Genomic DNA, 24,304 nt, shown 5'->3' with positions numbered 1-24,304 from the left:
AAGTGGATAACAGCATTAAACTGATCATTGCTTGCGAGGCCTTTAAAGGCGAGTTGGAAGCCTTCAAAGATTCAATTAATGTAAAGATCTTGTGGGTTGAGCAAGCATTACACAATGTTCCGGATAAGCTGCATATTAAGATCGAAGAAAAGATTCAAGAAGCAGAGAAGATATTAATTCCTGGGGATATTGTCCTCTTATTCCTAGGGAACTGTGGAGGGGCCTTGAAAGGAATCAGCTCGAAAACTCTTATCCTTATTTATCCTGACATTGACGATTGTATACCGGTAATTTTGGGATCTATGGAACGGTTTAAACGCATTCAGGCTGAACGACCGGGAACCTTTTACCTAAATAAGAATTGGATCGATGCGGGGGAAGATCCCTTAAATTCCAGCAAAAAATATGTTGAGACCTATGGAGAGAAAAAAGGCTGGAAGGTTGCTAAATTGATGTATAAGAATTATACAAACTTTTCCTTGATTGACAACGGGTGTTATGCTCTTGAAAAATACCGGATACACGTTCACGAAGCTTGTGAAAAGTTTGAAAAAATCTATTCGGAAGAAAAAGGTGATCTTAAATTCGTAGAAGCAATTCTCAATAATCAGTGCCCGATGGTAACAATCCTTCCAAAATCACAAAAGAATGATTGTGAGGAGTCATATAAAAGCAGGATGGCTTTTTTTCCGGAAGAGATATAAACTAGTGCAAAGTTATTCATAGCTGCGGAGGATGATACTAGGTGAGCATTAAGTTAATTGGCTGCCAATCGACCATGAATGAGATCAGAGCTTTAGGAATTAGCCAAGAACTGGATTGTGAATTTCTAGATTACAGTTTCCATGCCAGACCCGATAAACTACACATTAAACTTCAGGAGATCATTAATGAGAGCCAAAGTTATGAGTTGATCATCCTGACATACAGCCGCTGTTCGAATTCTGTGCTTGGATTAGTGTCACCTAATGTTCCTCTTTTGCTGCCGGCAACCCACGATTGTATTGGTTTGATGCTGGGGTCGACCGCCAGACATATGGAGTTATTTAAAGAAAATCCGCTTACGTACTATTTTAGTCAAGGTTGGTTGGACTATGGCCGAACTCCCTTAGCAGAGTTTCTTGAATATAAAGCCAGATATGGCGAAGAAAAAGCGCTCAAATTAATTAGAACTCTATACGGAAGTTATCAGAAAGCTGTCTTTATTTGTACACCGGGGATTAAAAATCTTGAACGATATCGTCAAAAAGTAAGAGAAATCGCCGATTTTTTCAATTGGGAAGTAGAAGAGATCGAAGGGGATGTTAATCTTCTTCACTCGGTTGTTCAAGGGATTAAAGTTCCGGAATCTATTTATGTTGAAGTTGGTCAACCAATAACTTTGGAACTATTAGCTGGAGGAAATCATGAGGATAACAATAAAACCTGAAAATCGAGTCCTTGATACCATCGCTGGTGAATCTTTAATGGAGGCCTTAGTTCTCAAGGAAATACCCGTTCAAAATATATGTAACGGCCAAGGGACCTGTGGCAAATGCAAAGTTCGAATCTTAGCAAAAACGTCGAAACCGACGCCAATTGATTTTGAGCATCTGACCAACCAAGAAATCGAGATGGGGTATCGGCTGGCCTGTAACGTTAAACCGGAAGACGGGATGGAAATCGAGGTTTCCTTTATAGAGGATAGTCAGGACAGAAAGGAAGCGGCATTGTTAACTAAGCATAAGACTAACCTTGATTCGGGCTTGAAGAAAGTGTTTTTTCATGTTTCTAAGCCTTCGCTTGAAGATGAACGAGGGGATTGGGAAAGGACAGAGGCTCATTTAGCCAAGATTATGGAGTCCGATGTAATCAATTTTAGCTTGTCTGTGCTTAAAAAACTACCTAGTGTCCTGAGGAGGGAGGAATTTGCCGTAACGGCAACGTTATGGGGCAGTCAAGTCTTGGACATTGAAGCCGGAGATACAACTAGATTGCTTTTTGGAGTAGCGGTAGATATTGGGACGACAAGTGTTGCGGTAAGCCTCGTTGATTTAAACACGGCTAATGTCATTAAGGTCGTCTCGGTTGAAAATGGGCAGACGGCTTATGGCGCAGATGTGATATCTCGGATTTCTTATGCGCGGGAGAGCAGAGCAAAAAGGCTCCAAATGAGAGATGCCGTAAGGAAGACAATTAATCGGCTAATTCAGCGCCTAACAGAGGAAAGCGGAATTTCCGCAAATAATATCTATAAAATGACCATCGCAGCCAATACGACGATGAATCATTTATTTTTGGGCCTTGATACCTCACATTTGGCAGTAGCCCCATTTGTTTCAGTGTCTAACAGTTCTTTGGAACTAGCTGCTTCAGAGCTAAGTATGGAAATAAACCGTGAGGGAAGGGTTCTGATGTTCCCAAATATCGGTGGCTTCGTCGGCGGCGATACGGTTGGGGCAGTGATTGGAACCCCGGAACTCTTAACTGGTGGTAATCATCTTTTAATAGACTTAGGAACTAATTGTGAATTGTTTTTAATTACGACTGAAGAAATGATTGCCTGTTCGACAGCGGCAGGTCCAGCTTTTGAGGGAGCTGGCATCAGACAGGGAATGAGGGCTAAGTCTGGAGCTATTGAGGGGGCAACAATCACTGAGGATGGAGTAAAAATTAAAGTGATAGGCAGCCAAAAAGCCATTGGGATTTGTGGTTCAGGTCTTATTGAAGGAATAGAACAAATGAAGTCAGCAGGAATTATCAATAAACAAGGCAAAATTATCGATCCCGAAAAAGCAAGTGACCTTTCGGCAGAGCTAAGGGATCGAATCAGAACGGGTGGAAAAGAGGGCCGAGAATTTGTCCTGTCTTTTGGCAGGGAAGAAGGAATTGATGTCTCTTTGACCCAAAGGGATATCGGCGAATTACAATTGGCCAAGGGAGCTGTATGTGCCGGGATTAAAACTTTAGTTCGTATGGCAGGGATTTCGGTGGAAGATCTTGATTCCATCGTTTTAGCTGGTACCTTTGCAACTTACTTAAAAGCGAAAAGTATCTTGGAAATAGGTTTGGTCCCCAATATCAAGCAAGAAAAAATTAGAGCCGTGGGGAATGCGGCCCATGTGGGAGCTATGAGAGCTCTGCTGGATCAGGCAGTTTTCTATGACGCCATAAAACTTGCCAAAAGGGTTAAGCATATTGAGTTGGGTGGCAACAAAGAGTTCACGGGTAATTTCATGAGAAGCATGTCCCTAGAGAGAATCAATTAGGTCTATTCTATTTGGAAGCTAACAACTTATTTAAATTTTCCTTTAAAAAGTCTCGAAATTGAAAAGCATCCTCAAACGTATAATCTGCTCCAATCTCCTTGGCGAAGGCATCTGTAATGGGTGCTCCTCCTACGATGATTTTCACACCATTACGTAATCCTTGAATTTTAAGTTCATTGATCACATCTTTCATCACCGACATGGTTGTGGTCAATAAAGCTGAGATCATCAGAATATCGGGTTTTTCCTTACGGACAGCACTGGCGAATTTCTTGGGAGAGACGTTAACTCCAAGGTCAATGATATGGGCACCTGAAGACATTGCCATGGCTTTAACAATGCTGAGACCGATATCGTGCAGATCACCGGCCACTGTGCCCAAAATTATCTTGCCGAGCCCCTTTTTCGTTGGCGCAGTCAAGATGGGTTCAATCACAGATAGGCCGGCGTGCATTGAGTGGGTCGCCATAAGGACCTCTGGGACGTTCACTTTTTCATTGCGGTATTTATCAGCAATAATATTTATTCCTGTAATTAGCCCTTTTTCAAGAATGGAAGTTGCAGAATAGCCCTGTGCTAACGCCTGTTTGGTCAACTCAAGTGTTTCCTCAGATTCACCCTCGGCAATTGAATGAATTATGTCATCAAAGATCAATGATCATCACTCCTAAAATAGGCTGTTCTTATAGATTAGAGGAGTTACTCCAATATATTTTCGAAATATTTCGGCGAAATAGCTTTGATTTTTAAAACCAATCGCCTTTGAGACTTGGGCAACGCTATACTCAGGTTTCTTTAAGAGCTCAACGGCTTTCTCGACTCGTACTCTCGTCAGGTAATCGTTAAAAGTGCAATCTAATTCCATCCTGAACAAACGTGATAGATGGGAGGGGCTGATAAAAAGGTAGTCAGCTGTGGCTTTAAGGGTTAGGGGTTTATAGTAATTTTCTATGATAAAATTACGGGCATTCGTAACCAAACTAAGATGCTTTTTGTCCGCAAGATTAAAAATTCCCTCGAGAAATGTTGATATGACTTTATGAACTTTAACGAAAAACTCTTCTACACGTTCAATATTATTGATTTCGGTATTAAAATCTTTTAATATCCCCATGGCTTGTTCCGGATCAGCACCACCTTCGACGGCGGCCCTAGATGATAGTGAAGCCAGTTCAAGGACTCGTACCTTTAGAGTAGTCCTTTCGCCGGCAGTTTTGGTTAAGAGATCCGTTAACAAATCCTTCAAACAATTTTCTGCTCTAGTTTTATCACCAAGACGTATATAACTTAAGAAACGTCGTTCCTTCTTTAAATACTTCCCATAATCAATAAACTCAGCATTCTTATTATGCTTCTTTCTATTCTCAAGATCGGTCTTTATTTGTAGTCGCTGTTGATGATAAGCATTTTCTTCCTCAAGAGTATGAATGTTGCGTTTTACTAAATGACTTACGACAACAAAAAGCATATCGGCAGCGGCTTGAGACTGCTCAGGTGAGGATATGGGAAGGCTTTTAACCTTTTGTTGCAACGTTTCAAAATCCAGATCTTTATAATTGGACTTTTTTAATTCTCGGAGAAAGAATTCGTCGGGCTTCCATAGTAATACTTGTCCGCAAATTATACTCCCCAAAAATACATTATCGAAGATTATCGGAACGGCCCAAATAATCATTCCGGCATGACATCGAAAGAAATAGGGCTCATTCCATTTGGAAGCTTCTAAAATCGCTTCTTTATAGGAAGCTAAACATTTCTTTTCTCCTCTACTATTGCTGCGGATATACTGACAAAAATCATTTCTTTTTTTACTGCCTAAAATGGCAAGTGTTTCACCTTTTCTGTTAACAGCCTCTATGTGCAGCCCTGTAGCCTTCGAGAAGCTACCGAGGATCTCCTCCAAGTATTGTGGATCAAGGAAGGTTTCCATATTTTTTGTAGTCATTACATTCCCTCTCAATATAGCCTAAAGATAAAACGCGAATGCAAAGTAAACAACCTTAGACCAACACCTAATATTTCGTCAAAAAATTGGCAATACCTCTAAAAAAACAGAAAAATGAGGCGAAAATACTTAACAAATTACTTGTTGAAGGCATAGATCCCAGCGAACAATTTTAGGATTGTGAGGCCGTTTGGAGAATCTAGGCTCTAATTTAGATGGTTGCAGACTGGGACTTGTTGTTCCTTCATATGTCACCATTAATAGCATTGATGAAATACAGCAATATTCTCATAAATTTAGAAATAAATTTTATACGCTCCAAAGGCGCACTAATTTAGGAAGAATGACAGGGGAACTAATAGAAGCATACTCAGTAAGTGGCTTTACAATTGAGTACAACGAGGAAAAAGTGATGCTGGAAGCTCTCAATAACGCTATAAGAAATAAAGAATGGATTATTATTACGGGCTGGCAGCTTCACTATATGTTTAGTGTTTACGATTTGAAATACTTGCGTGATCCCAAACAAGTTTTTGGGAACGAAGATCATTGTGTCACCCTCGTTAGGAAAGGGTTAGGTAAAGAAAATATTGAGTTATATAATCTCGTTAAGCATTTTAAATTGGATATGCCCCGTGTAAATAAAGCATTATATCAAATTAGTGAAGGAACGAGCATAATGGAAGGGGCTCTGGGATATGTGAATTCGCTCAAGATATAATTTAAGAAACTTGATGTAAAGAAAAGTCATTTCACATCAAAATATGATAAGAGCCTTAAAGGGCTCTTTTTATATCAGCTTTTATCGGTTTATTTCTGCATAATATGACACATTCCCCGAAGGAAATAGAGTATTAAATATTGAATAAAATAGGGTTACCTACGATAATCACGAGCATTGGCACGGTTCTCGTTGTATTTGTTTAATTGTTTTTAACGAAGGGAGACGGAATATGAGGCTTAAGACGAAGTTATTCGTTGGGTTCTCTTCAATTTTGGTTATTATGACAATACTTTTCGGAATATCGATCCATAGTTTAGATCTATCAAACAGAACCGAATTACAATCTCAAAAAGATCGCTATCAAAAGATTAAGTATTCCAATACTGTACAAGCTGAAATCAATAATATCAGCAGGGATCTTAGGGATCTAATGTTACAGGACGCGAAGAGTCATGATTTCTCTCAAACCATTAATTCAATTCACACTTCCAGACGAGCGATAGAGTCGGCGCTGGACTCCCTAGAAGCAACGGCTATCCGTGATACTACGAAAAATTTACTAAACAAGATTGTCAATCTAAATTTTGATTACACCGAATTGCAAGAAACTTGTATTTCCTTGATTTCTTCGGGCAACAAAGAAGATGCCTATAAGGTGGTAATAGCACAAGGAGCATTAGAACGGGGCCAGATCTTCAGGAACGTCCAGGAATTGAACGATCTCGAAGATAAGTCCATGGACGATACAATGGATTCATCTATGGCGGCTTATGATCGAGCTCTTGAGTTTTTCTTTGGCTCTTTACTGTTAATACTGCTGGCTGGAGCGGGAATGACAGTTTGGACTATACGGAGAGTTACTGGGGATATTCAAAAGGTCACCTCGGTTATGAATAGTTTTTCCTCAATTCAAGAGCATGCTGACCTGCCTCGTATCGATATCCGTACCAACGATGAGATCGGGGAAATCGCTGAGTCGTTTAACCAGATGGCTTTTTCTATAGAAGAACATGCTAGGCATGAAAGAGAGTTCATAGAAAAAATAGAAGAAGAAAATTGGTTAAAAACCGGGGCTGCAGAGATAACTGCCCTGTGCCAAGGAGTACAGGACTTGAAAACTCTGGCTCATCTTTTGATAACCAAAATCCCTCCCCTGGTTGAAGCTAGTTACGGCGTTATATATATTAGGGAAAGTAACGGGGATAAGCATTGTTTTAGAAAATTCGCTTACTATGCGGGTGGCGCACTTGAATCGACTCAAGAAGTTTTTTATTTAGGAGAAGGCCTGGTAGGCCAAAGCGCTATGGAGAACAGGACTGTAGTTATGGATCAGGTCCCTGACGATTATATTAAGATTACCTCTGGTCTGGGTGCGACATCTCCAAAAAGCATTGCTCTAATCCCTGTGGCGTTTGAGGATCATGTAGTGGCTGTCATAGAATTAGCATTCCTTCATTCGTTCGGCCTCCTTCAGCAAGAGCTTCTGGCGCAGGTTTCCAAGAATATCGGAGTCACGATAAATAGGGTTGAAGCACATGCGAAGATCGGGACACTGTTAAAGGAATCACAAGTCTTAACTGAAGAACTTCAGACCCAGTCGGAAGAACTTCAATTACAACAGGAAGAGCTTAAAACTTTCAATGAGAAACTGGAAGAGCAGTATAAATACTCCGAACGGAGGGCAGCGGAACTTGAAACTATGAAGGTATCTCTGGAAGAGAAGGCACGACAGCTTGAAGAGAGTACAAAATATAAAAGTGAGTTTCTTTCGAATATGTCCCATGAGTTGAGGACGCCCTTGAACAGTTTATTGATCCTTTCTCAAACCCTGATAGAGAATCAGGACGGCAATTTGACGCCGAATCAGGTTGAGTATATAAAAACCATTAATTCTTCGGGAAATGATCTGTTGACTTTGATTAATGAGATTTTAGATCTTTCTAAGGTTGAAGCGGGAAAGTTATCTATTAATTATGAAATTGTCGATCTTACCGAAATTAAAGAATATCTTGAACGGTATTTCCTGCCTGTTGCCCGGCAAAAGAACTTAGATTTCATTATCGAATTGGCTAAAGGTCTTCCAGGTAGTATTTCTGTTGATGAACAAAGGCTACTGCAAATCCTAAAGAACTTACTATCAAACGCCTTTAAGTTTACAGACCATGGTAGCGTTTTTCTTCAGATTCAGAGGGCAGAAGAAGGTATTATTACAGAAAATAACCTGCTGAGAGAATCGGAACAGGTCTTAGCCTTTTTGGTGAAAGATACAGGCATTGGGATCTCTGAGAACAAGCAAAACATGATTTTTGAGGCGTTTCAGCAGGCTAATGGGACTACTGCAAGAAAATATGGAGGCACGGGTTTAGGACTGACTATTAGCCAGAAAATTGCAGGGCTTTTGGGAGGGTACATTGATATTGATAGTATTGAAGGTGAGGGCAGCACGTTTACCCTATATCTTCCCAACAATCCGTTTGAAACGGGCGTTTCCAGCATATCTCATGACGAAGCTGTTCTAAGTCTTGACATTCCACTGGGGCCAACGAATGTGTCTGAGGGATCTAATTCCACTGCCGAAGGTTCGGAAAGCGAATCTCAAAGAATGGAGAATGGTAACGCTCGTCTGGAAGGCAAGAAGATATTAGTTGTAGATGATGATATACGAAATGTGTTTGCCCTTACCACTGCTCTAGAAAATCAAAAAATGGATGCTGCCTTTGCTGAGAATGGCAGAGAGGGTATCGAGGTTTTAGAAAATGACCCGGATATTGACCTTGTTCTGATGGATATTATGATGCCTGAGATGGATGGGTATGAAGCGTTACGTAGGATTCGGCAAATTTCAAAGTTTGCGAACCTTCCGATTATCGCTTTGACCGCAAAGGCCATGAAAAACGATCGAGAAAAGTGCATCCAAGCAGGGGCATCGGACTATATCAGCAAGCCTGTGAATCTAGAACAGTTATTCTCCTTACTTAAGATCTGGCTTTATAGATAGGATAGAATGATAAGTTCAGGGAAAGGAGGGAAAACCAACGGAAGAGGAAAGCTGCGATGAGTTGGAGAAACTTGAAATCCATTTGCTTTTGGAAGGAATTTACCGTTACTATGGGTTTGATTTTAGAAATTATGTATCTGCTTCTATAAGGCGCAGAATATGGTATCGCATTCGAGCTGAACGACTGAAAAACGTGTCCAGCCTTCAAGAAAAGGTACTTCATGACTCCAGCATGATGGCGAAGCTGTACTCGGACTTTTCGATTCACGTATCAGAGATGTTCAGGGACCCGCTCTTTTTCAAGTCCTTTAGGAATAACGTAATTCCTATACTCAGGGAGCTGCCGTTTATAAGAATCTGGCACGCGGGATGTTCCACGGGAGAAGAGGTCTATTCCATGGCAATCATTCTGCATGAGGAAGGTTTATACCAGAAAACAAAGATATATGCAACGGATATGAACGAAGATCTGTTAAAGAAAGCTAAGGAAGGCGTGTATCCTTTAGAGAGAATGGGAGCCTACATGGGCAACTATAAAGCTGCAGGAGGTAAGAGGGAACTTGCAGATTATTTTATGGTCTGCTCTGACAGAGCGATTTTTCATTCTTTTTTAGCGCAGAACGTTGTATTTGCCCAACATAACCTAGCTACTGATCACTCGTTTAATGAGTTTCATGCAATTATTTGCCGGAATGTCACGATTTATTTTGATAAGGTCTTACAGAACCGAGTACATAAGCTTTTTTATGAGAGTCTTTGTTCGTCAGGCATTTTAGGGTTGGGTGATAAAGAGGATATAGCCTTCAACAATTATTCGCATTGTTATGAAGCCTTTGATTCGGAACAGAAGATCTATAGGAAAATAAAGTTGCTAGATACAACAAACACTGTTGATTAAAGAATAAACTAGAGGGGACAGAGAATGAGGGGAAAATGAAAATTTTACTTGTAGACGACCATCCAGAGAACCTGATAGCCTTGGAAGCAGTGCTCAAATCACCAGATTATCATCTGATTTTCGCTAACTCAGGAGAAGAGGCCCTTAAATGCTTGTTAAAAAATGATTTTGCTGTGATTCTTCTCGATGTACAGATGCCAGGGATGGATGGCTTTGAAACTGCTCGCCTTATCCGAGAAAGAAAAAGGAGCAAGGATACACCGATTATTTTCATCACAGCGATTCACCAGACTATAGAGAATATCGTACAAGGATATTCTCTAGGTGCCATCGATTATCTGTTCAAACCGTTTCAGCCGCAGGCTTTAAAATTAAAAATGGAAGCATTTGTAAAGATGTATCAAAATCGTAAGGAAATTAAGCGTCAAAACGATTTGCTAACGAAAAGGGCTATTGAACTTGAAAAAATGAACAAAAGCTTAGAGCATACTACTTCAGATATGCGCAAAGCTGAAGCATTGGCCCGTGTGATTGGGGAGACCTCCACCGATACTGTAATTACTCTCAACAGGACAGGCAGCATATTAAACGTCAACCCAGCGGTAATGGAGATGTTTGGCTATGGGATAGAGGAATTATTAGGGCAAAATGTTTCAAAACTTTTTCCTGACGGTAGCCTTCCGATTCTAGACAATGCTCATCCTACACATAAATGCAGTAAGATTTTGGACGCAACCGCCATACGTAAAGATGGGGCAATCTTTCCCGTGGAAGTTCAGATTGGTGTGGCTAGCATTGGTGAGCAACGGATTTATGTCTGCTCCATAAGGGACATTACTGAGCGGAGACAGTTGGAGAAAGAGCGAAAAGAACGGTATCAAACGCTTGAAAAACTTGTTCAAGAACGGACCTGCGAACTATTTTTAGCGAATGCAAAACTAGAGGAAGAAATATTAGAACGCAAAAATACAGAGAGACAGCTAATGAACACTAGCCGCATGCTTATGAATATTCTTGAAAGCATAACAGATGTTTTCTTTACCTTAAATCACCAATGTCAATTTATCTTTGTCAATGAAGAGGCGGAGAAATATTGGCGGATGGAGAGAGAAGAATTAATCGGAAGAAATATTTGGGATCTATTCCCGGATTCCCTTCCTGAGTACTATCCTCTTTTTATGAAGGCTATAAATAGAAGAGAAGCCTCTCATTTTGAGATTTTAGGCCTCTATTCGAAGGTGCCTTATGAGGTGCACGTTTATCCGTCTGACGAAGGTTTGTCCGTATACTATCATGATATTTCCGAACGCAGGATGTTCGAAAAAGAAATATCCCGTCTGGATAGGCTAAATCTTGTAGGGCAAATGGCTGCTGGAATCGGTCACGAAATTAGGAATCCGATGACCACTGTCCGAGGCTTCCTTCAGTTATTAGGAGACAAAGAAGAATTCCAACAATCCAAGCACTATTTTGAACTAATGATTGAAGAACTCGACAGAGCAAATTCCATTATTACTGAATTCCTGAGCTTGGCCAAAAATAAGCCTGTAGATTTAAAGCCTTTAAATCTTAACAACTTAATTCAAAATCTTTTCCCGTTGATTCAGGCAGACGTGATGGTCAGCGATAAGGATATAATCATGGAAATTGAGGATACTAAAGTCTTGCTTCTCGACGAAAAAGAAATTCGTCAACTTATCTTAAACCTTGTGCGAAATGGACTGGAAGCGATGACAGATGGCGGGAAGTTAACAATCAGGACATTTATGGATGGCCCAGAAGTGGTTCTGGCTGTGGGAGACGAAGGGAGCGGAATTAAAATTGAGGACTTAGAGAAGATGGGAACCCCTTTTTTTACTACCAAAGAAAATGGAACCGGTCTAGGGTTGGCTACTTGTTTCAGTATTTGTGCTAGGCAGAACGCGGTCATCCAAATTGATACAAGCCCGCAAGGTACGACTTTCTTCGTGAGATTTAAGCCGAATAGAACCTTAGTTGAGGTCGAGTAAGATTTTGTTGGAGCTTAATTCAGCAGCTCATAGATACCGATAAGTATAAGTAAGGCCCCCGAGAGAGTTTGTGAGTAGCGCTCGAAATGGTTCGAAGCAGTTTTCCATCCAGTCCAATATCCAGAACTGATGGCGAGCATACTGAAGAAACAAACAGAGATAGCCAGAGGTAAAGGGGCAAGTCCAGTGAGCCCAGCTCCAACCCCAGTAGCAATACAATTGAAGGATAGGGTTAAGCCAAGAGCTGCGGCTTCCTTAGTTGAGATAAAACCATTAGCATCTATGTCAGCGAGCGAAGGATTCTTTGTAATTTTAACGATAGTGCTTAATGGTTTAATTGAGATCGAATATGTTTTCATGGCAGGAATGGCCGCCGGTAACGAATGGTCTACTGTTGTCTTATGGACCGCGACCCAAATCCCTATGATGATAATTAGGAAGGCCCCAAGGGTATTGGCTACCGTAATAAAGTGGCTTAAAAAGTGACCGGTAAAGACTGCTGTGAAGGTAACAAGTCCCGATAATACCGCAATAAAAAAATTGGAGAGGGAAGGAATGCGGATTTTTTGCGTTCCATAACTGACTCCTACTCCAAAATTATCAAGGTTTGCTGCCAGCCCTACAAATAGCGATGATATTATGTGCATCATGCTTTCCCCCTTCTCGTGACTCCATCGATAGGATATTCAAAGGGAAAAGCTGTAGTGATTGGATTGGTATTTGGAATTGTTAGGTAACAATAGACAAGAGCGAGAGCAGTTAAACAGCTCTCGCTCTTAGATTTAAGAACACATTAGTTACACTTGGGCGATGACTTGCCCCATACAGGATAGATCATATCCTCCAATTCCCAACACTTCATTTTGAAAAGAAGAAGATTTCAAGATACTCATTAACGCCTGGAAATGAGGGCGTTCAAGATCCTCTTGGCGGATCACCAAATCATAACGTTCTTTTTTCAGAGGGATAAAATCCAGGTCATTAACCTGCATCGCTACTTTCTCAATACCTAAACCAACGTCTGCTTCGGCTCGCGCAACTTTACTGGCAATGGCCAGATGAGTCATTTCTTCATCGTTATAACCGAGAATATCTTGACGATGAATTTTCAAGATTCTTAGTTGTTCATCTAACAGTACCCTTGCCCCGGATCCTACTTCTCGATTGACAAAACGAACGCCTGGTTTTGTTAAGTCACTCCAAGTAAGAATGTTCTTTGGGTTACCTTTAGCGACATAAAAACCTTCAAATCGAAAAAGTAAATTAATAATATAAGTTGGGTGCCCCGGTAAAATCCTGCGCACATAGGGAAGGTTATAGTCATCAGTATCGCTATCCCACAAATGCACCGCAACAGCATTGGCGAGTCCTCGGTAAAGAGACATAAGCCCATCAATGCTCCCTATATAACGCCGTAAGAAGCGAACGTGGGGAAATTGTCTTTCTAAATAACGGGTTAAGATATCCAATACAATATCTTGACCACATATCACTAAAGTTTCTTCCGATTGCCCAGAATGAATTGATCCCTTAGGTTGGCTAAGAGAACCTGACGAGGATATATCCGAAGATACCGGGGATTGTATTCCTTTTGATTTTTGTTTATAACTTTCAATGTCAGCACCCTCTACTCGGACTTTGCGGCCGATATGGTAAGCCTTAAGTTCACCCCGCTTTATCATTTCATAAACGGTGAACTTAGAAATCTTAAGGATTTTGGCGACTTCTTCGGGAGTATAAGAAACATCATTAGACATAATAAACCGCACCCATCCTTTGTAATAAATTCTTCTGGAGTATTGAGCATAATCGTCTTAAGTAAGTTATTTAACTAATTCATTATAGCATACTGCATAAGGACGAAAATAGCATCCTATTTCGTTTATTGTTTAATAACACGATCTAGGGTGCTATTTAAGATAAAATATTGGACAATTAGTTTTTCTCTTTTGCTAGGTTTTTAAAATACATTTCAATAACTTTGCCGTCACCCAAAAAATAGGATTATGACAGTAAGTGTGCTCTAAGGGACGGTCGTGCTGTTGGCAGCCGCAATGAACAGGTGGGGGGTTAATCTCATTTGGGAAAGTTATTCGAAGTTGAATTAAAACAACCATCTTTTCTTGTACCGTTCTAAAAACACCTTCTTCGAAGGGTCCATTTGGCATCGGTACACGATCAAGAGGATCATCCATTTCCTGAATCTGACTGTAGATAAGCTCACAGTTTGGTAATGAATTAAGGAACTGCTGGCTTATAGCATTGAATTCCGTGAGGTCGCTGGACATTAATTTGTCTTTAGACGAGAAACCGAGTGGGAGGTATTCCGTAGATATTTCCGAGGTCAACAACACACGTATAGGGCAGATCAATGACAAAATCTTTTATAGTGCCTTCAACTGTGCTTGCAGTTTGCCGGACCGGTTCGGAATATTGAATGTCTTTGCGTACGAAACCTCCTAAGAACAATTTAGGACTGTCTTGGGGAATACCCAATACAGGTGGTGGGGAATTGAAAAAGCGGCATTGAGTCAGCTTTAGATTTTTCCTGATCGTTTTAATTTCCAGTGCTTTCGATGGCAGTGTAAAAATCGATTCAGTAGGGATTGACACTGTCACTAAGAGCGTACGTGGAGCAATTTTCCTCAATTCTAAAGGGGTGCATAGTGGGAGGGTGGCTGAACTGGGGAAAACCGGGTTCGGCGTAACCGAATGATTTGGCTGAGGGTTAACTGGGGTTGAAGGCACAGATGAAACCCAAGCGGGAGTAAAAGTAGAAGATTGAACCCACTCATGTGGGCAAAAGTTGTGATCAGTCATTTTTTCTCTGCCCTCTCTTTGTATAGAACATGGCACTTGTCCTATGATAATCTACGTTCAAGTACCAGGTTTTGTGCAAGTGATATAGGTAAGTTAGCAAGGAATTACGAAGTTTTACAAAGCTCATCCTTTCTGGCGGAAAGCCGACTGCTGTTGAGACAGGCCAAGCATCTTAGGCGTATATTCGACAATTAGATTTGGGCAAAGTATAATATGTGCTATGACATTATAAGGAGGAAACTATGATGAAGAAAAAATGGCTAACTACCGTCGCTATTATGGCGTTGTTCATCTCTCTGACCGGCTGTGCGAAGAAGCCGCAAACCTCGACATCTGCACAGTCCCAAACAGATACCCAAATTTCGGAAGCACACTCATCTGGAACTCCAAGTCAACCAGGAGACCAGGCTAGCCAAACGGTTGTAGAATCCAAAGTAAATGATTGGCTAAATAAAAACTATCCCGGTAATTGGAGCGTGAAGGGTACTACTCTGAGCAAAGGGAACTACACCGAAAATGGCAATTATAAAATGGTAGATGGGGTTGAAACTCTGTTTCCTGGAACTATGGGGGTTTCTATTTTTGTTGGAGATGAAAGAATCTCCTCCAGTGTCAAGCAGGGTACGGAGCGGGTTTTAAAAGGGTATCCTACTCCATCAACGGTGGGGGATGTTATGAAAAGCGGGAAGACAACGAGTACCTTGGGCGATGGTTTCTTGAAGGTCTATATTCCGTTTCAAGCTGAAGGCAAAACAGTCGCAGTCCTAACGGTGTCTGTACCTCATCAATGATGTTTAGCTACGTTTAATAATCGCAAGAAAGCGATGAAAGCCTTGGGAATTTCTAGACGAGCTTTTTATGAAAAACTTTGGAAATATGGAATAGACTTATGATAATGTGATTTAATTGTTTAGAAATGTTTTTTTGTATACTATTAATATCTTAAGAAATGTTGTTTTATATAAATTATATACAAGATATTGGAGCCTCTCGAAGCTGTTTGCTGGACGAGAGGTTTTTTGCTTTTATCCAGGTTTCAAGACTCTGCTTCTAAAAGTGGGGGTGGCTTCGACCTATACAGATTCGAAAGGTAAAGTGCATTCCCGGATTAACCCGGTCTTAACCATGGGAGCGTTTGTTACGGATACTCGTTCCGCGATTCAATATGTTGCGATAGAATATGGGATGGTTAATCTTAAAGGGCAATCGGTTTGGCAACGGGCGGAAAAATTAATTAGTATTGCCCATCCGGATTTTCGAGATGAGTTAACCCGAGAAGCTGAAAAGCTGAAGCTTCTTAGGTAATGATCTCGAAAGGTGAAACCACCTAGGGAAGGCTTTTGTCTTATTTTCGACATAGCCTTTTCAACCTTTTCTGAGTGAATTTCTTAAGTCTGACTAATACGTTTATATTTGTCGGAGGAATAAGAGTTATCTCATGAAATTCAAGCTTTGATCCGATAAATAAATGAAAGAAAATTTTGAATTAATTTCGTAATATTGGAAGACGAGCAAATTCTATTTGAGATTACAGACAAATAGAAGGAGGAGCTTGATATGAGAGATAATAAACAATTTTACAACCTTTCCGATGATCAGATTTTCGAAATTCTTGGAGATGCTGCATTGTTATTTCATAAGCTAATACCGATACCTAATACCATCGCCATAACCGATAGAGAAAAATTCGCGCATTACGTCAGAGGCTCGGATGAAGTATTATAGGCCGAAGAGATAGTGCAACTCATTGGGCGAACAAATCAAATCTTGGATTTTATTAATCATGTTGCTTTAAATTCCAGACTTCTGGGGTTTAATGCAGCCATTGAGGCTGCAAGAGCTGTTGAATACGGGAGAGGTTTCGCTGTCGTAGCAGATGAGATCCGCAAGATGGCTGAGAATAATGCTAAGTCCGTGAATGATACTAAAAAGATCCTGTTTAACATTAATAATAAAGTGGAGGATCTTTTTAAAAAAATTCGAGATTTATCCGATGTGGCCCTAACTCAGGCAGTCGCAACTCGAGAAATCGCTACTTGCCTTCAAAATTTTGAGGCTGGTACTCAAATTATGCAAAAAATATCTGCAGTCATTTAAATTAATTACTTGAGGCTAAGGAAGAGGTAGGTGGAGACATAACACGATGGGGAAAAGTTTTAGCATTTCGTATTAGAAGTTTAGAGAAAAGTCCTTGTAAGGCATAGGTACCTAAATAATTTAAGTGAGAGGGGAAACTATTTGTGAAAATGTTCGAATACATGGGAAAACAACTATTCGCAGAGTTTGGACTTCCGATTCCAAAAGGACGAATGGTTGCCAATCCAGATGAGGCCGCCCAAGCAGCGAGGGAGATAGGCGCCCCTGTCGTGGTCAAATCCCAAGTTTTATCAGGTAAACGGGGAAAAGCTGGAGGAATTAAGTTTGCCGATACCCCAGAAGAGGTAAAAGTCGCGGCCCAGGAATTATTTGAAATGATAATACAGGATTTGCCAGTAAGCCATGTCCTTGTGGAAGAAAAACTTCAAATCGATAAGGAATTGTACTTATCTATCACGGTTGACGCGGCAGCTAAAAAGCCTGTGCTCATCGCCTCCTCCCATGGCGGTATGGATATTGAAGAGGTAGATGAAGAATATATTATTAAACAACATATTGATGTGGAATTAGGGATGCAAAGATTTATCGCCAGTGATGTTATCAGAAGAATGGGCATTCCCTTGAACTGCCCGCAAGGTAAAGAATTGATAAAGATTATTACAGGCTTATATAAACTTTTCACTGAAAAAGATGCGGAACTCGTTGAAATCAATCCCTTGGTGATCAGCGGAGACAGAGTGATTGCGGCAGATTCCAAGGTAACGATTGATGATGAGGCGCTCTATCGGCAATTGGACCTGCCTCGGGTGGAAGAACGCACTGCCGCCGAAAAGGCGGCGCATGACCTGGGGCTTTCCTTTGTGGAACTGGATGGAAACATCGGAGTTATGGCTAACGGTGCCGGGATTACTATGGGTACTTTGGATACAATTGTCTATTTCGGCGGCAAATCAGCAAACTTTCTTGATGCCGGTGGGGGAACAGGCGAGGAAGGGACCGCAAAGGCGCTTGAGCTTATTTTATCGAGAAACCCCAAATCGATCGTCATAAATATCTTTGGCGGAATTACCCGTTGTGATGACGTTGCCAGAGCTTTTGCCTCAGTCAAGGAGAATATAGGCATCCCAGTTCCTGTGGTGATTCGTCTGGTGGGTACGAACCAAGATGCTGGGCGAGCCATTCTAAAGGAAGTCGGAATTGAGGCCTATGATTTCATGCAGGACGCCATTAAAAAAGCAGTTGAGCTTGCAAGATAGAGTTCAGAGCCGGGGGCTTTGACGCTTTGGGGGTGTCATAAGGTCTGATGGCCCAGCGTTGGCATAGGAGTTTACCCAATATGATTTCGTGTGAAAGGTTTAAAAGGAGGGCTAGAAAATGGCCATCATAATCGATGAAACTACGAATGTAATGGTTCAAGGAATATCCGGCAAACAGGGTATTTTCCATACAAAGCAGATGTTAGCCTATGGAACAAATATTGTGGCTGGCACTTCTCCAGGGAAAGGAGGCTCTACTCTTGAGGGTATTCCAGTCTATGACAGCGTGCGGGCGGCTTGTGAAGATCATAGGATTGATGCGTCTGTCATTTTTGTCCCGGCACCTGTCGCCAAGGATGCAGCCTTGGAAGCCTTGGAAGCCGGCATAAAGGTTGTTGTAGTGGTCGCTGAACATATCCCAGTACATGATGAGATGGCAATTATCGCTTATGCCAAACGGGTCAATGCGGTTGTTATTGGTCCCAATACCTTTGGTATCGTATCTTCTGGAAAATGTAAGATAGGGATACCACCCAATCAATTTTTTATCCCAGGCCCTGTGGGTGTCGTGGCCCGTTCAGGAACCCTGACCTACGAAATCGTCGGGAATCTGACGGCCCAGGGGATTGGTCAGTCCACAGTTGTAGGAATGGGAGGAGATCGGATAGTCGGCCTTACCTTTGTGGATGTTTTGAGAAAATTCGATCAAGATCCGGAAACTAAGGTGGTTGTTCTCATTGGAGAAATCGGTGGAAACGCTGAGGAAGAGGCTTCCCTATTTATTAAAGAGATGACTAAACCGGTGGTTGCCTATATAGCCGGAAAAAGCGCACCTCCCGGGAAACGAATGGGACATGCGGGGGCTATCATCGAGCGGGGCAATGGAACATATAAAGGCAAAGTGGAAGCCTTGACTTTGGCGGGTGCGAGAGTAGCAGAATTGCCTTTTGAAGTTCCTGAAATTGTTAAGGGCATACTGAATAAGCAGTAATCCCTGAACAATTATCCAAAGTCATGAACTTTGTTTTAAGAGTTGTTCACACCTGACTCATGTTGTTTAAAAAATATACAGTAAAACTTGTGACTGCAAGGATTGACGGTTCTCGAGGATATCCGCACGCTAGGCAGTTCGTTGATTGTTTACTTTATAAACTATGATTCGGAATAGGGAGCACTAATTAGTTTAAATTCTATACATGAACTATCCCCATCAGTTGCAGCAATCAATTTGATGGGGATTATTTTTTGGTCGTTTAACATGAATCAAACATTTTCAAGCTCAATAAGACTGTTTCTTTAAGGAATAAGGGAATAGCCGCATTGAATTTAAGCGTTTTTTATCGAACTGGATGGCCGAATGCAAACAGATTTTTGTCAGGCCGCTTAGCCAGTAAAGTTTTCTAATAGTTAGGAGTAAGTTGGCATGGTTTTTGTAATAAGAAACACTGAGTAGGTGATCTTTCTTATTATTCCTCTATGGAACGTTATCAGACGAGCCGTGACCCTAAAGATAAGCCCTCCCCGTTGGTGGTTGAGAAGTTTTTTAAAGGCGAATGGGGGAAGAAGACTAAAAAGAGCTATTATACCTACGAGTGAAATTAAAAGAAATCAGGAGGGTATTTTTATGCTTAAAGAAGCAGTTATTGTCTCAGCCGTCCGAAGTCCTATCAGCCGGGCCGGCGGTGCTCTGGGTAAGATTCCCCCTGAATATTATGGAGCGGAAGTTATTAAAGAGGTAGTTCAGCGTATAAACTTGGATCCCACAGAAATTACAGATGTCGTTTTCGGCAACTGTCTTAATGCCGGCGGTAATATGGCTCGTTTATGTGCTCTCCAAGCAGGCTTGCCCATTGAGACGCCAGGAATCACTGTCGATCGTCAGTGCGGATCCGGCCTAAATGCTGTCAATCTGGCCGCGCAAGCTGTGATGGCCGGTATGGGTGATGTTTATGTGGCAGGCGGAACAGAGAGCTGTTCCCTCAAACCGTATATTATGGAACATATGGAGTTTTTCAGTAAGACTCCTCCGAAGTTCCGCAGCGGCTTTCAATTATCCACTAATGAAATCGGCAACCCGCCCATGGGGATTACTGCCGAGAACTTAGCGGAAAAATATCAGATCAGCCGTCTAGAACAGGATGAGTTCTCTGTGCGCAGCCAGCAAAAGATGGGCAAGGCCATGGAAGAAGGTTTGTTCAGGAGCCAAATTGTCCCTCTGACAATTCCGGTGGGAAAAAATAAGACTGAGATGTTTGATACGGATGAACATCCGCGCCCCCAAACAACCCTTGAGGGTCTGAGCAAACTTCCTCCTGCCTTTAAAGTCGGCGGAACAGTGACGGCTGGAAATAGTTCCGGCTTAAACGATGCAGCTGCTGCAATCGTTGTAATGTCGGCAGACAAAGCTAAGGCCCTCGGCCTTAAACCTCTCGCTAAAATTCGCACCTTTGCGGTGGCTGGCGTAGACCCAAACATCATGGGAATCGGACCGGTACCGGCTACGAGAAAAGCCCTGGCTCAAGCAGGTCTTTCCCTAGATGATATCGACCTCATCGAATTGAACGAGGCTTTTGCCGCTCAAGTATTAGCCGTTGACAGAGAGCTGCATTTTAACATGGAAAAAGTGAACGTTAACGGTGGAGCGATTGCTCATGGTCATCCCATCGCTGCTACGGGTGCAATTCTTACCACGAAATTAGTGCATGAAATGAATCGCAGAGATGTTCAATTCGGCCTGATTACCGCTTGTATTGGTGGCGGGCAAGGTATTGCGACAGTTTTTGAAAGAGGATAATGTCCTTTTTGAACTTGTTATTTCTATATTCCCCCGACCCAATAGGTTGGGGAAATAGTGCTTTTTGACTTTTTACAGGGAAATCGCCGGATTTAATTTGCCAGGAGGTAATGAAGGTGGGAGTACAGGAAATCAATGCTATTTGCCTTGTCGGGGCAGGAAACATGGGGCATCAGATTGCCCTGAGCGCGGCTTTGGCGGGTTTCAAGGTGAAATGTACGGATGTCAATCAAGAGGTTTTACAAAAAGCTGAGCAATTTGCTTCTGCCTATTTCCCAGAAAGAGTTGCCAAAGGAAAATTGAAACAAGCAGAAGCTGATGCTGCCAGAGCTAATATTATGTTTACCGCTGATTTGGCTGAGGCAGCAAATGATGCCGATTTGGTCATAGAGGCTGTCAGTGAAAAATTAGAACTTAAACGTCAATTGTTCGCACAATTAGATCGATTATCCGGAAAAATAGCTGGAAAAGTGCCTGAAGCATTTTTCAGAAGCAACGTTAGTTACCTGCAGAAGAATAGATAGGAGGAGTCGAAATGGAAGTAACTCAAGAAGAGCTTAATATTGTCAAACAAACTGTACGTAACTTTATAGCCAAGGAGGTCGAACCCTTAGCTCAACAAATGGAGGAGGAAGATAAAGTTCCCCGAAGTTTGCTTGACAAGGCTGCAGAGATTGGGTTGTTTGGCCTAAGCGTGCCCCAAGAGTATGATGGATTGGGCGCAGGGATGGTCGGTAAAGTCATGATTTATGAGGAATTAGGCCGAGGCCCCAATTGCTTTACCTCGATTATTGGCTGCCATAATGGAATTGGCAGTGTCGGAATCGTAGAGTGCGGCAACGAGGAGCAAAAACAGCGCTATTTGCCCAAAATAGCCATAGGCCAAATGATCGGGGCTTTTGCATTGACAGAAGCCTCTGCCGGCTCAGATCCTGCGAGTCTGAAGACGACGGCGGTCTTAAAAGGAGATCGCTATATCCTTAACGGAACCAAGCAGTTTATCACGAACGGTGATATTGCCAATGTTTTCACAGTGATGGCGGTTACCGACAAAAGCAAAGGGAGCAAAGGAATCACTTCGTTTCTTGTAGAACGGGTTTTTAAAGGCTTTTCTGTGGTTAAATACGAGAAGAAAATGGGGCTGCACGGTTCCCAAACAGCGGAGCTGATCTTTGAAGATTGCGAAGTACCTGTGGAGAATGTTTTAGGCAAGGTGGGGCAGGGCTATGTCAATGCCTTGAGAATCTTGGCTAATGGACGAGCCGGGTTGGCTGCTCGAAATCTCGGTTCCTGCCAGAAGTTATTGGAAATTAGTGTTAAATATGCCTTGCAGCGAGCGCAGTTTGGTAAACCAGTCTTTGAAAATCAAATCATTCAACATTATTTAGCGAATATGGCGATAGACATTGAAGCCTTGCGCAGCTTGACCTACGATGTTGCCAAGAAAATTGACGAAGGGAAAAAAGTCATCAAAGAAGCTGCTATTGTCAAAGCCTTTGGTTCAGAAGCCTATGGTCGGGTAGCAGATTTGGCGGTTCAAATTCACGGCGGCATGGGGTACATGCGGGAGTGCGAAGTGGAACGCTATTATCGTGATGCCCGAATCGCCCGCATTTACGAAGGGACTTCAGAAATCCAGCGCAATATTATTGCCGCCCAATTAAAAAGGGAATTTGCCTTGTAGGAAAGGAGGAGAGCAGGATGAATGAGGCAGTCGTAGTTGCGGGAGTACGAACAGCGATAGGCAGAGTGGGCGGGACTCTGAAGGATATAGACGTTGATTATCTGGCGGCTCATGTGATCAAGGAAGTGATCACGCGCAGCGGGATTCCCGATAAGGCGATTGACGAGGTCGTCTTTGGACATACCAAACAAAGCGGCGACAATCCAAATCTGGCTCGTTTAGCCTGGCTGAGAGCGAATATGTCGGAAGAAGTACCGGCGTATACCGTCCATCGCCAATGTGGTTCAGCCCTGACCGCCGTCAATAATGCAGTCCAGTCCATTTGGGCGGGGACTCAAGAAATCGTCATGGTCGGTGGGGCAGAAAGCATGAGTACGGCTCCTTATTATCTGAGGAATGCCCGCTATGGCTTTCGGATGGGAAATGCCGAAATTTTAGATTCCAATACGGAAAGTCAGCCCCGTTGTCAACCACAGGATCGTTATGGATATCTGAACATGGGTCTAACTGCAGAAAACCTTGCTGAAAACTATAAGATCAGCCGCCAAGAACAGGATGAATTTGCCCTACTCAGCCAGGAACGGGCCCAACGTGCACTTAAAGAAGGACTGTTCAAGGAGGAAATCGTTCCTTACGAGGTAAAAGGGAAAAAAGGTATGATCACCTTTGATAGGGATGAGCATCCCCGGGAAACGAGCATGGCGCAGCTTGCTAAATTGGCCCCGGTTTTTAAAGAAGGCGGTACTGTCACTGCTGGGAATTCCAGTGGCCGCAATGATGCTGCTGCAGTCCTGATGGTGACCACTCCGGAAAAGGCAAAAGCCTATGGACTGAAACCATTAGTCCGAGTGATCGGGCTTGGGGCCAAAGGAGTGCCGCCTCAAATCATGGGGATAGGGCCAGTGCCCGCATCTCAAGCCGCGCTTAAAATGGCCGGACTGACGTTGGAGCAAATTGACTTGATTGAGCTGAATGAGGCCTTTGCAGCTCAATCCCTGGCCGTTGTTAAAGAGCTTGGGCTGGATATCGCCAAGACGAATGTCAACGGTGGGGCGATTGCCTTAGGGCATCCTTTAGGTGCAACAGGTGCGATTATCTTAATCAAATTAATCAATGAGTTGAAACGCACCGACAAACGATACGGCTTAGCCACAATGTGTATTGGGGGAGGTCAGGGGATTTCTACCATCGTCGAGAACCTTAACTAATAGAATCAGTGCGATTTTCCCAAAAGGGCGCAGCAAAGCTATGAAGTTTTGCCGCGCCTTTTGCTTGACGTTCAATGAATTTCCGTGTGATGGGGAGTTCGGTTAATCTCAATCAATTTAATCACTCCCCAAGCTAGAATAGCATAGACAATCATGGCGATAATAGTCGAGGGTTCTAACACAGACTGAGTTTCCAGGCCTTTTGTGACCGCTGTTGGGAAAATTCCGGAAAAAGGAGATAAAAACACTTGGGTTACAGAGTAGATCAGAGATACAAAAGGACTTTGGGGATTGGCTCCGAGAAGTTTAAAGACAAGCCGGAAAGCAAACAAGACTTCGACAACCCCTAAGACATAATAGACAATTTGTTTTGCTTTAAGATGCTCTGATCCGGTTTTTTTTACGGTACCTTCGTCCATTTTCATTCCTCCATAAGTTGATGGTGTTATTTTTCCAAATTCCTCGCCTACTAAACGGCAGATTGAGTCTCACAATTCTAATTAAAAACTTCAGCGAGACCTGACAAAATCTGCCGGAGAAATAATGGAGTATGTTAGTTCTGTTATAGCATGTACATATTTAAGCATTCTGATGAGCAAACTTTCTTTAGCAATTAATAAAGG

At 42.3% G+C, this 24,304-nt stretch carries 22 protein-coding genes and 4 pseudogenes; 19 read left to right on the top strand and 7 right to left on the bottom strand.

Annotated features, from left to right (window positions below; all coding sequences use genetic code 11):
* Window positions 1-2 precede the first annotated feature (2 nt).
* From VZF35_RS10850 to VZF35_RS10840, 3 genes are read left to right on the top strand one after another with little or no spacing between them, the layout of a single operon-like run.
* Complete coding sequence (locus VZF35_RS10850; RefSeq protein ID WP_407313517.1) at window positions 3-704, top strand: DUF1638 domain-containing protein; 702 nt, start codon at window positions 3-5, stop codon at window positions 702-704.
* 41 nt (window positions 705-745) lie between these two features.
* Entirely contained in the window at window positions 746-1,429 is a 684-nt protein-coding gene (locus VZF35_RS10845) for a DUF1638 domain-containing protein (protein ID WP_407313516.1), read from the top strand.
* Window positions 1,407-3,248, top strand: a complete 1,842-nt coding sequence (locus VZF35_RS10840; protein WP_407313515.1) for an ASKHA domain-containing protein — start codon at window positions 1,407-1,409, stop codon at window positions 3,246-3,248. Before VZF35_RS10845 ends, VZF35_RS10840 begins: the two co-directional genes overlap by 23 nt.
* Before the next feature lie 7 nt (window positions 3,249-3,255).
* Here VZF35_RS10840 and VZF35_RS10835 read toward each other — a convergent pair whose 3' ends face one another.
* Together VZF35_RS10835 and VZF35_RS10830 are read right to left on the bottom strand one after the other, a co-directional pair.
* Window positions 3,256-3,903 (bottom strand): corrinoid protein, encoded by a 648-nt coding sequence (locus VZF35_RS10835; RefSeq protein ID WP_407313514.1) that lies wholly within the window; start codon window positions 3,901-3,903, stop codon window positions 3,256-3,258.
* A gap of 12 nt (window positions 3,904-3,915) precedes the next feature.
* Window positions 3,916-5,193: a PocR ligand-binding domain-containing protein gene (locus VZF35_RS10830; protein ID WP_407313512.1), complete on the bottom strand. Its 1,278-nt coding sequence runs from the start codon at window positions 5,191-5,193 to the stop codon at window positions 3,916-3,918.
* Window positions 5,194-5,383: 190 nt separating this feature from the next.
* On the opposite strand from VZF35_RS10830, the gene VZF35_RS10825 reads away from it, so the two are divergent.
* The 4 genes from VZF35_RS10825 to VZF35_RS10810 all read left to right on the top strand — a co-directional run bounded on the left by VZF35_RS10825 (window position 5,384) and on the right by VZF35_RS10810 (window position 11,822).
* Window positions 5,384-5,914 (top strand): glycine betaine ABC transporter substrate-binding protein, encoded by a 531-nt coding sequence (locus tag VZF35_RS10825; protein WP_407313510.1) that lies wholly within the window; start codon window positions 5,384-5,386, stop codon window positions 5,912-5,914.
* A gap of 232 nt (window positions 5,915-6,146) precedes the next feature.
* Window positions 6,147-8,915 (top strand): response regulator, encoded by a 2,769-nt coding sequence (locus VZF35_RS10820; protein WP_407313508.1) that lies wholly within the window; start codon window positions 6,147-6,149, stop codon window positions 8,913-8,915.
* A gap of 61 nt (window positions 8,916-8,976) precedes the next feature.
* Window positions 8,977-9,813 carry a CheR family methyltransferase gene (locus tag VZF35_RS10815; protein ID WP_407313506.1) on the top strand — a complete coding sequence of 279 codons (837 nt, stop codon included), beginning with the start codon at window positions 8,977-8,979 and terminating at the stop codon, window positions 9,811-9,813.
* Window positions 9,814-9,848: 35 nt separating this feature from the next.
* On the top strand, window positions 9,849-11,822 hold the full coding sequence (locus tag VZF35_RS10810; RefSeq protein ID WP_407313504.1) for a PAS domain S-box protein: 1,974 nt from the start codon (window positions 9,849-9,851) through the stop codon (window positions 11,820-11,822).
* 14 nt (window positions 11,823-11,836) lie between these two features.
* Here the strand turns inward: VZF35_RS10810 and ytaF are convergent, their stop codons facing one another.
* The 4 genes from ytaF to VZF35_RS10790 all read right to left on the bottom strand — a co-directional run bounded on the left by ytaF (window position 11,837) and on the right by VZF35_RS10790 (window position 14,642).
* Window positions 11,837-12,472 carry a sporulation membrane protein YtaF gene (gene ytaF, locus VZF35_RS10805; protein ID WP_407313502.1) on the bottom strand — a complete coding sequence of 212 codons (636 nt, stop codon included), beginning with the start codon at window positions 12,470-12,472 and terminating at the stop codon, window positions 11,837-11,839.
* 147 nt (window positions 12,473-12,619) lie between these two features.
* Window positions 12,620-13,579, bottom strand: a complete 960-nt coding sequence (locus VZF35_RS10800) for a substrate-binding domain-containing protein (RefSeq protein WP_407313500.1) — start codon at window positions 13,577-13,579, stop codon at window positions 12,620-12,622.
* A gap of 195 nt (window positions 13,580-13,774) precedes the next feature.
* Window positions 13,775-14,110 carry a hypothetical protein gene (locus tag VZF35_RS10795; RefSeq protein WP_407313498.1) on the bottom strand — a complete coding sequence of 112 codons (336 nt, stop codon included), beginning with the start codon at window positions 14,108-14,110 and terminating at the stop codon, window positions 13,775-13,777.
* A 10-nt stretch (window positions 14,111-14,120) separates the two neighbouring features.
* Window positions 14,121-14,642, bottom strand: a complete 522-nt coding sequence (locus tag VZF35_RS10790) for a hypothetical protein (protein WP_407313496.1) — start codon at window positions 14,640-14,642, stop codon at window positions 14,121-14,123.
* Between the two features lie 242 nt (window positions 14,643-14,884).
* Between VZF35_RS10790 and VZF35_RS10785 the strand changes: the two genes are divergently transcribed.
* The 12 genes and pseudogenes from VZF35_RS10785 (at window position 14,885) to VZF35_RS10730 (ending at window position 23,681) form a co-directional block, all read left to right on the top strand.
* Window positions 14,885-15,433 (top strand): cache domain-containing protein, encoded by a 549-nt coding sequence (locus VZF35_RS10785; protein ID WP_407313495.1) that lies wholly within the window; start codon window positions 14,885-14,887, stop codon window positions 15,431-15,433.
* Window positions 15,434-15,448: 15 nt separating this feature from the next.
* Window positions 15,449-15,535, top strand: a pseudogene (locus VZF35_RS10780) (helix-turn-helix domain-containing protein); the annotation flags it as partial.
* Between the two features lie 175 nt (window positions 15,536-15,710).
* Window positions 15,711-15,947, top strand: a pseudogene (locus VZF35_RS10775) (acetyl-CoA hydrolase/transferase C-terminal domain-containing protein); the annotation flags it as partial.
* Window positions 15,948-16,199: 252 nt separating this feature from the next.
* Window positions 16,200-16,367 (top strand): hypothetical protein, encoded by a 168-nt coding sequence (locus tag VZF35_RS10770; protein ID WP_407313493.1) that lies wholly within the window; start codon window positions 16,200-16,202, stop codon window positions 16,365-16,367.
* A gap of 42 nt (window positions 16,368-16,409) precedes the next feature.
* Entirely contained in the window at window positions 16,410-16,739 is a 330-nt protein-coding gene (locus VZF35_RS10765) for a methyl-accepting chemotaxis protein (RefSeq protein WP_407313491.1), read from the top strand.
* A 143-nt stretch (window positions 16,740-16,882) separates the two neighbouring features.
* Entirely contained in the window at window positions 16,883-17,995 is a 1,113-nt protein-coding gene (sucC, locus tag VZF35_RS10760; RefSeq protein ID WP_407313489.1) for an ADP-forming succinate--CoA ligase subunit beta, read from the top strand.
* 118 nt (window positions 17,996-18,113) lie between these two features.
* Window positions 18,114-18,986, top strand: coding sequence for a succinate--CoA ligase subunit alpha (sucD, locus tag VZF35_RS10755; protein ID WP_407313487.1), 873 nt, complete (start codon window positions 18,114-18,116; stop codon window positions 18,984-18,986).
* A gap of 464 nt (window positions 18,987-19,450) precedes the next feature.
* A pseudogene (locus VZF35_RS10750) lies at window positions 19,451-19,591 on the top strand (3-hydroxyacyl-CoA dehydrogenase family protein); the annotation flags it as partial.
* Between the two features lie 28 nt (window positions 19,592-19,619).
* The gene (locus VZF35_RS10745; protein WP_407313485.1) at window positions 19,620-20,789 is read left to right on the top strand and encodes a thiolase family protein; all 1,170 of its coding nucleotides are present in this window, start codon (window positions 19,620-19,622) and stop codon (window positions 20,787-20,789) included.
* A gap of 110 nt (window positions 20,790-20,899) precedes the next feature.
* Window positions 20,900-21,238 (top strand): annotated as a pseudogene (locus VZF35_RS10740) (3-hydroxyacyl-CoA dehydrogenase NAD-binding domain-containing protein); the annotation flags it as partial.
* Window positions 21,239-21,324: 86 nt separating this feature from the next.
* Complete coding sequence (locus VZF35_RS10735) at window positions 21,325-22,473, top strand: acyl-CoA dehydrogenase family protein (RefSeq protein WP_407313483.1); 1,149 nt, start codon at window positions 21,325-21,327, stop codon at window positions 22,471-22,473.
* A gap of 17 nt (window positions 22,474-22,490) precedes the next feature.
* A complete protein-coding gene (locus VZF35_RS10730) occupies window positions 22,491-23,681 on the top strand; it encodes a thiolase family protein (protein ID WP_407313481.1) in 1,191 nt (396 codons plus the stop codon).
* A gap of 71 nt (window positions 23,682-23,752) precedes the next feature.
* On the opposite strand, the gene VZF35_RS10725 is transcribed toward VZF35_RS10730, so the two are convergent.
* A complete protein-coding gene (locus VZF35_RS10725) occupies window positions 23,753-24,100 on the bottom strand; it encodes a YggT family protein (RefSeq protein WP_407313479.1) in 348 nt (115 codons plus the stop codon).
* Window positions 24,101-24,304: the final 204 nt, after the last annotated feature.

This window comes from Desulfosporosinus paludis (assembly GCF_045689965.1).
Taxonomy (GTDB): Bacteria; Bacillota; Desulfitobacteriia; order Desulfitobacteriales; family Desulfitobacteriaceae; genus Desulfosporosinus; species Desulfosporosinus paludis.
This window is presented reverse-complemented; position numbering and strand designations above follow the sequence as displayed.

Coding starts and splice junctions, on each gene's coding strand:
- VZF35_RS10730 (WP_407313481.1), top strand. CDS start 22,491: ATGAATGAGGCAGTCGTAGTTGCGGGAGTACGAACAGCGATAGGCAGA.
- VZF35_RS10770 (WP_407313493.1), top strand. CDS start 16,200: ATGAGAGATAATAAACAATTTTACAACCTTTCCGATGATCAGATTTTC.
- ytaF (WP_407313502.1), bottom strand. CDS start 12,472: ATGATGCACATAATATCATCGCTATTTGTAGGGCTGGCAGCAAACCTT.
- VZF35_RS10840 (WP_407313515.1), top strand. CDS start 1,407: ATGAGGATAACAATAAAACCTGAAAATCGAGTCCTTGATACCATCGCT.
- VZF35_RS10820 (WP_407313508.1), top strand. CDS start 6,147: ATGAGGCTTAAGACGAAGTTATTCGTTGGGTTCTCTTCAATTTTGGTT.
- VZF35_RS10785 (WP_407313495.1), top strand. CDS start 14,885: ATGATGAAGAAAAAATGGCTAACTACCGTCGCTATTATGGCGTTGTTC.
- VZF35_RS10735 (WP_407313483.1), top strand. CDS start 21,325: ATGGAAGTAACTCAAGAAGAGCTTAATATTGTCAAACAAACTGTACGT.
- VZF35_RS10790 (WP_407313496.1), bottom strand. CDS start 14,642: ATGACTGATCACAACTTTTGCCCACATGAGTGGGTTCAATCTTCTACT.
- VZF35_RS10725 (WP_407313479.1), bottom strand. CDS start 24,100: ATGGACGAAGGTACCGTAAAAAAAACCGGATCAGAGCATCTTAAAGCA.
- VZF35_RS10810 (WP_407313504.1), top strand. CDS start 9,849: ATGAAAATTTTACTTGTAGACGACCATCCAGAGAACCTGATAGCCTTG.
- VZF35_RS10800 (WP_407313500.1), bottom strand. CDS start 13,579: ATGTCTAATGATGTTTCTTATACTCCCGAAGAAGTCGCCAAAATCCTT.
- VZF35_RS10745 (WP_407313485.1), top strand. CDS start 19,620: ATGCTTAAAGAAGCAGTTATTGTCTCAGCCGTCCGAAGTCCTATCAGC.
- sucD (WP_407313487.1), top strand. CDS start 18,114: ATGGCCATCATAATCGATGAAACTACGAATGTAATGGTTCAAGGAATA.
- VZF35_RS10830 (WP_407313512.1), bottom strand. CDS start 5,193: ATGACTACAAAAAATATGGAAACCTTCCTTGATCCACAATACTTGGAG.
- VZF35_RS10795 (WP_407313498.1), bottom strand. CDS start 14,110: ATGTCCAGCGACCTCACGGAATTCAATGCTATAAGCCAGCAGTTCCTT.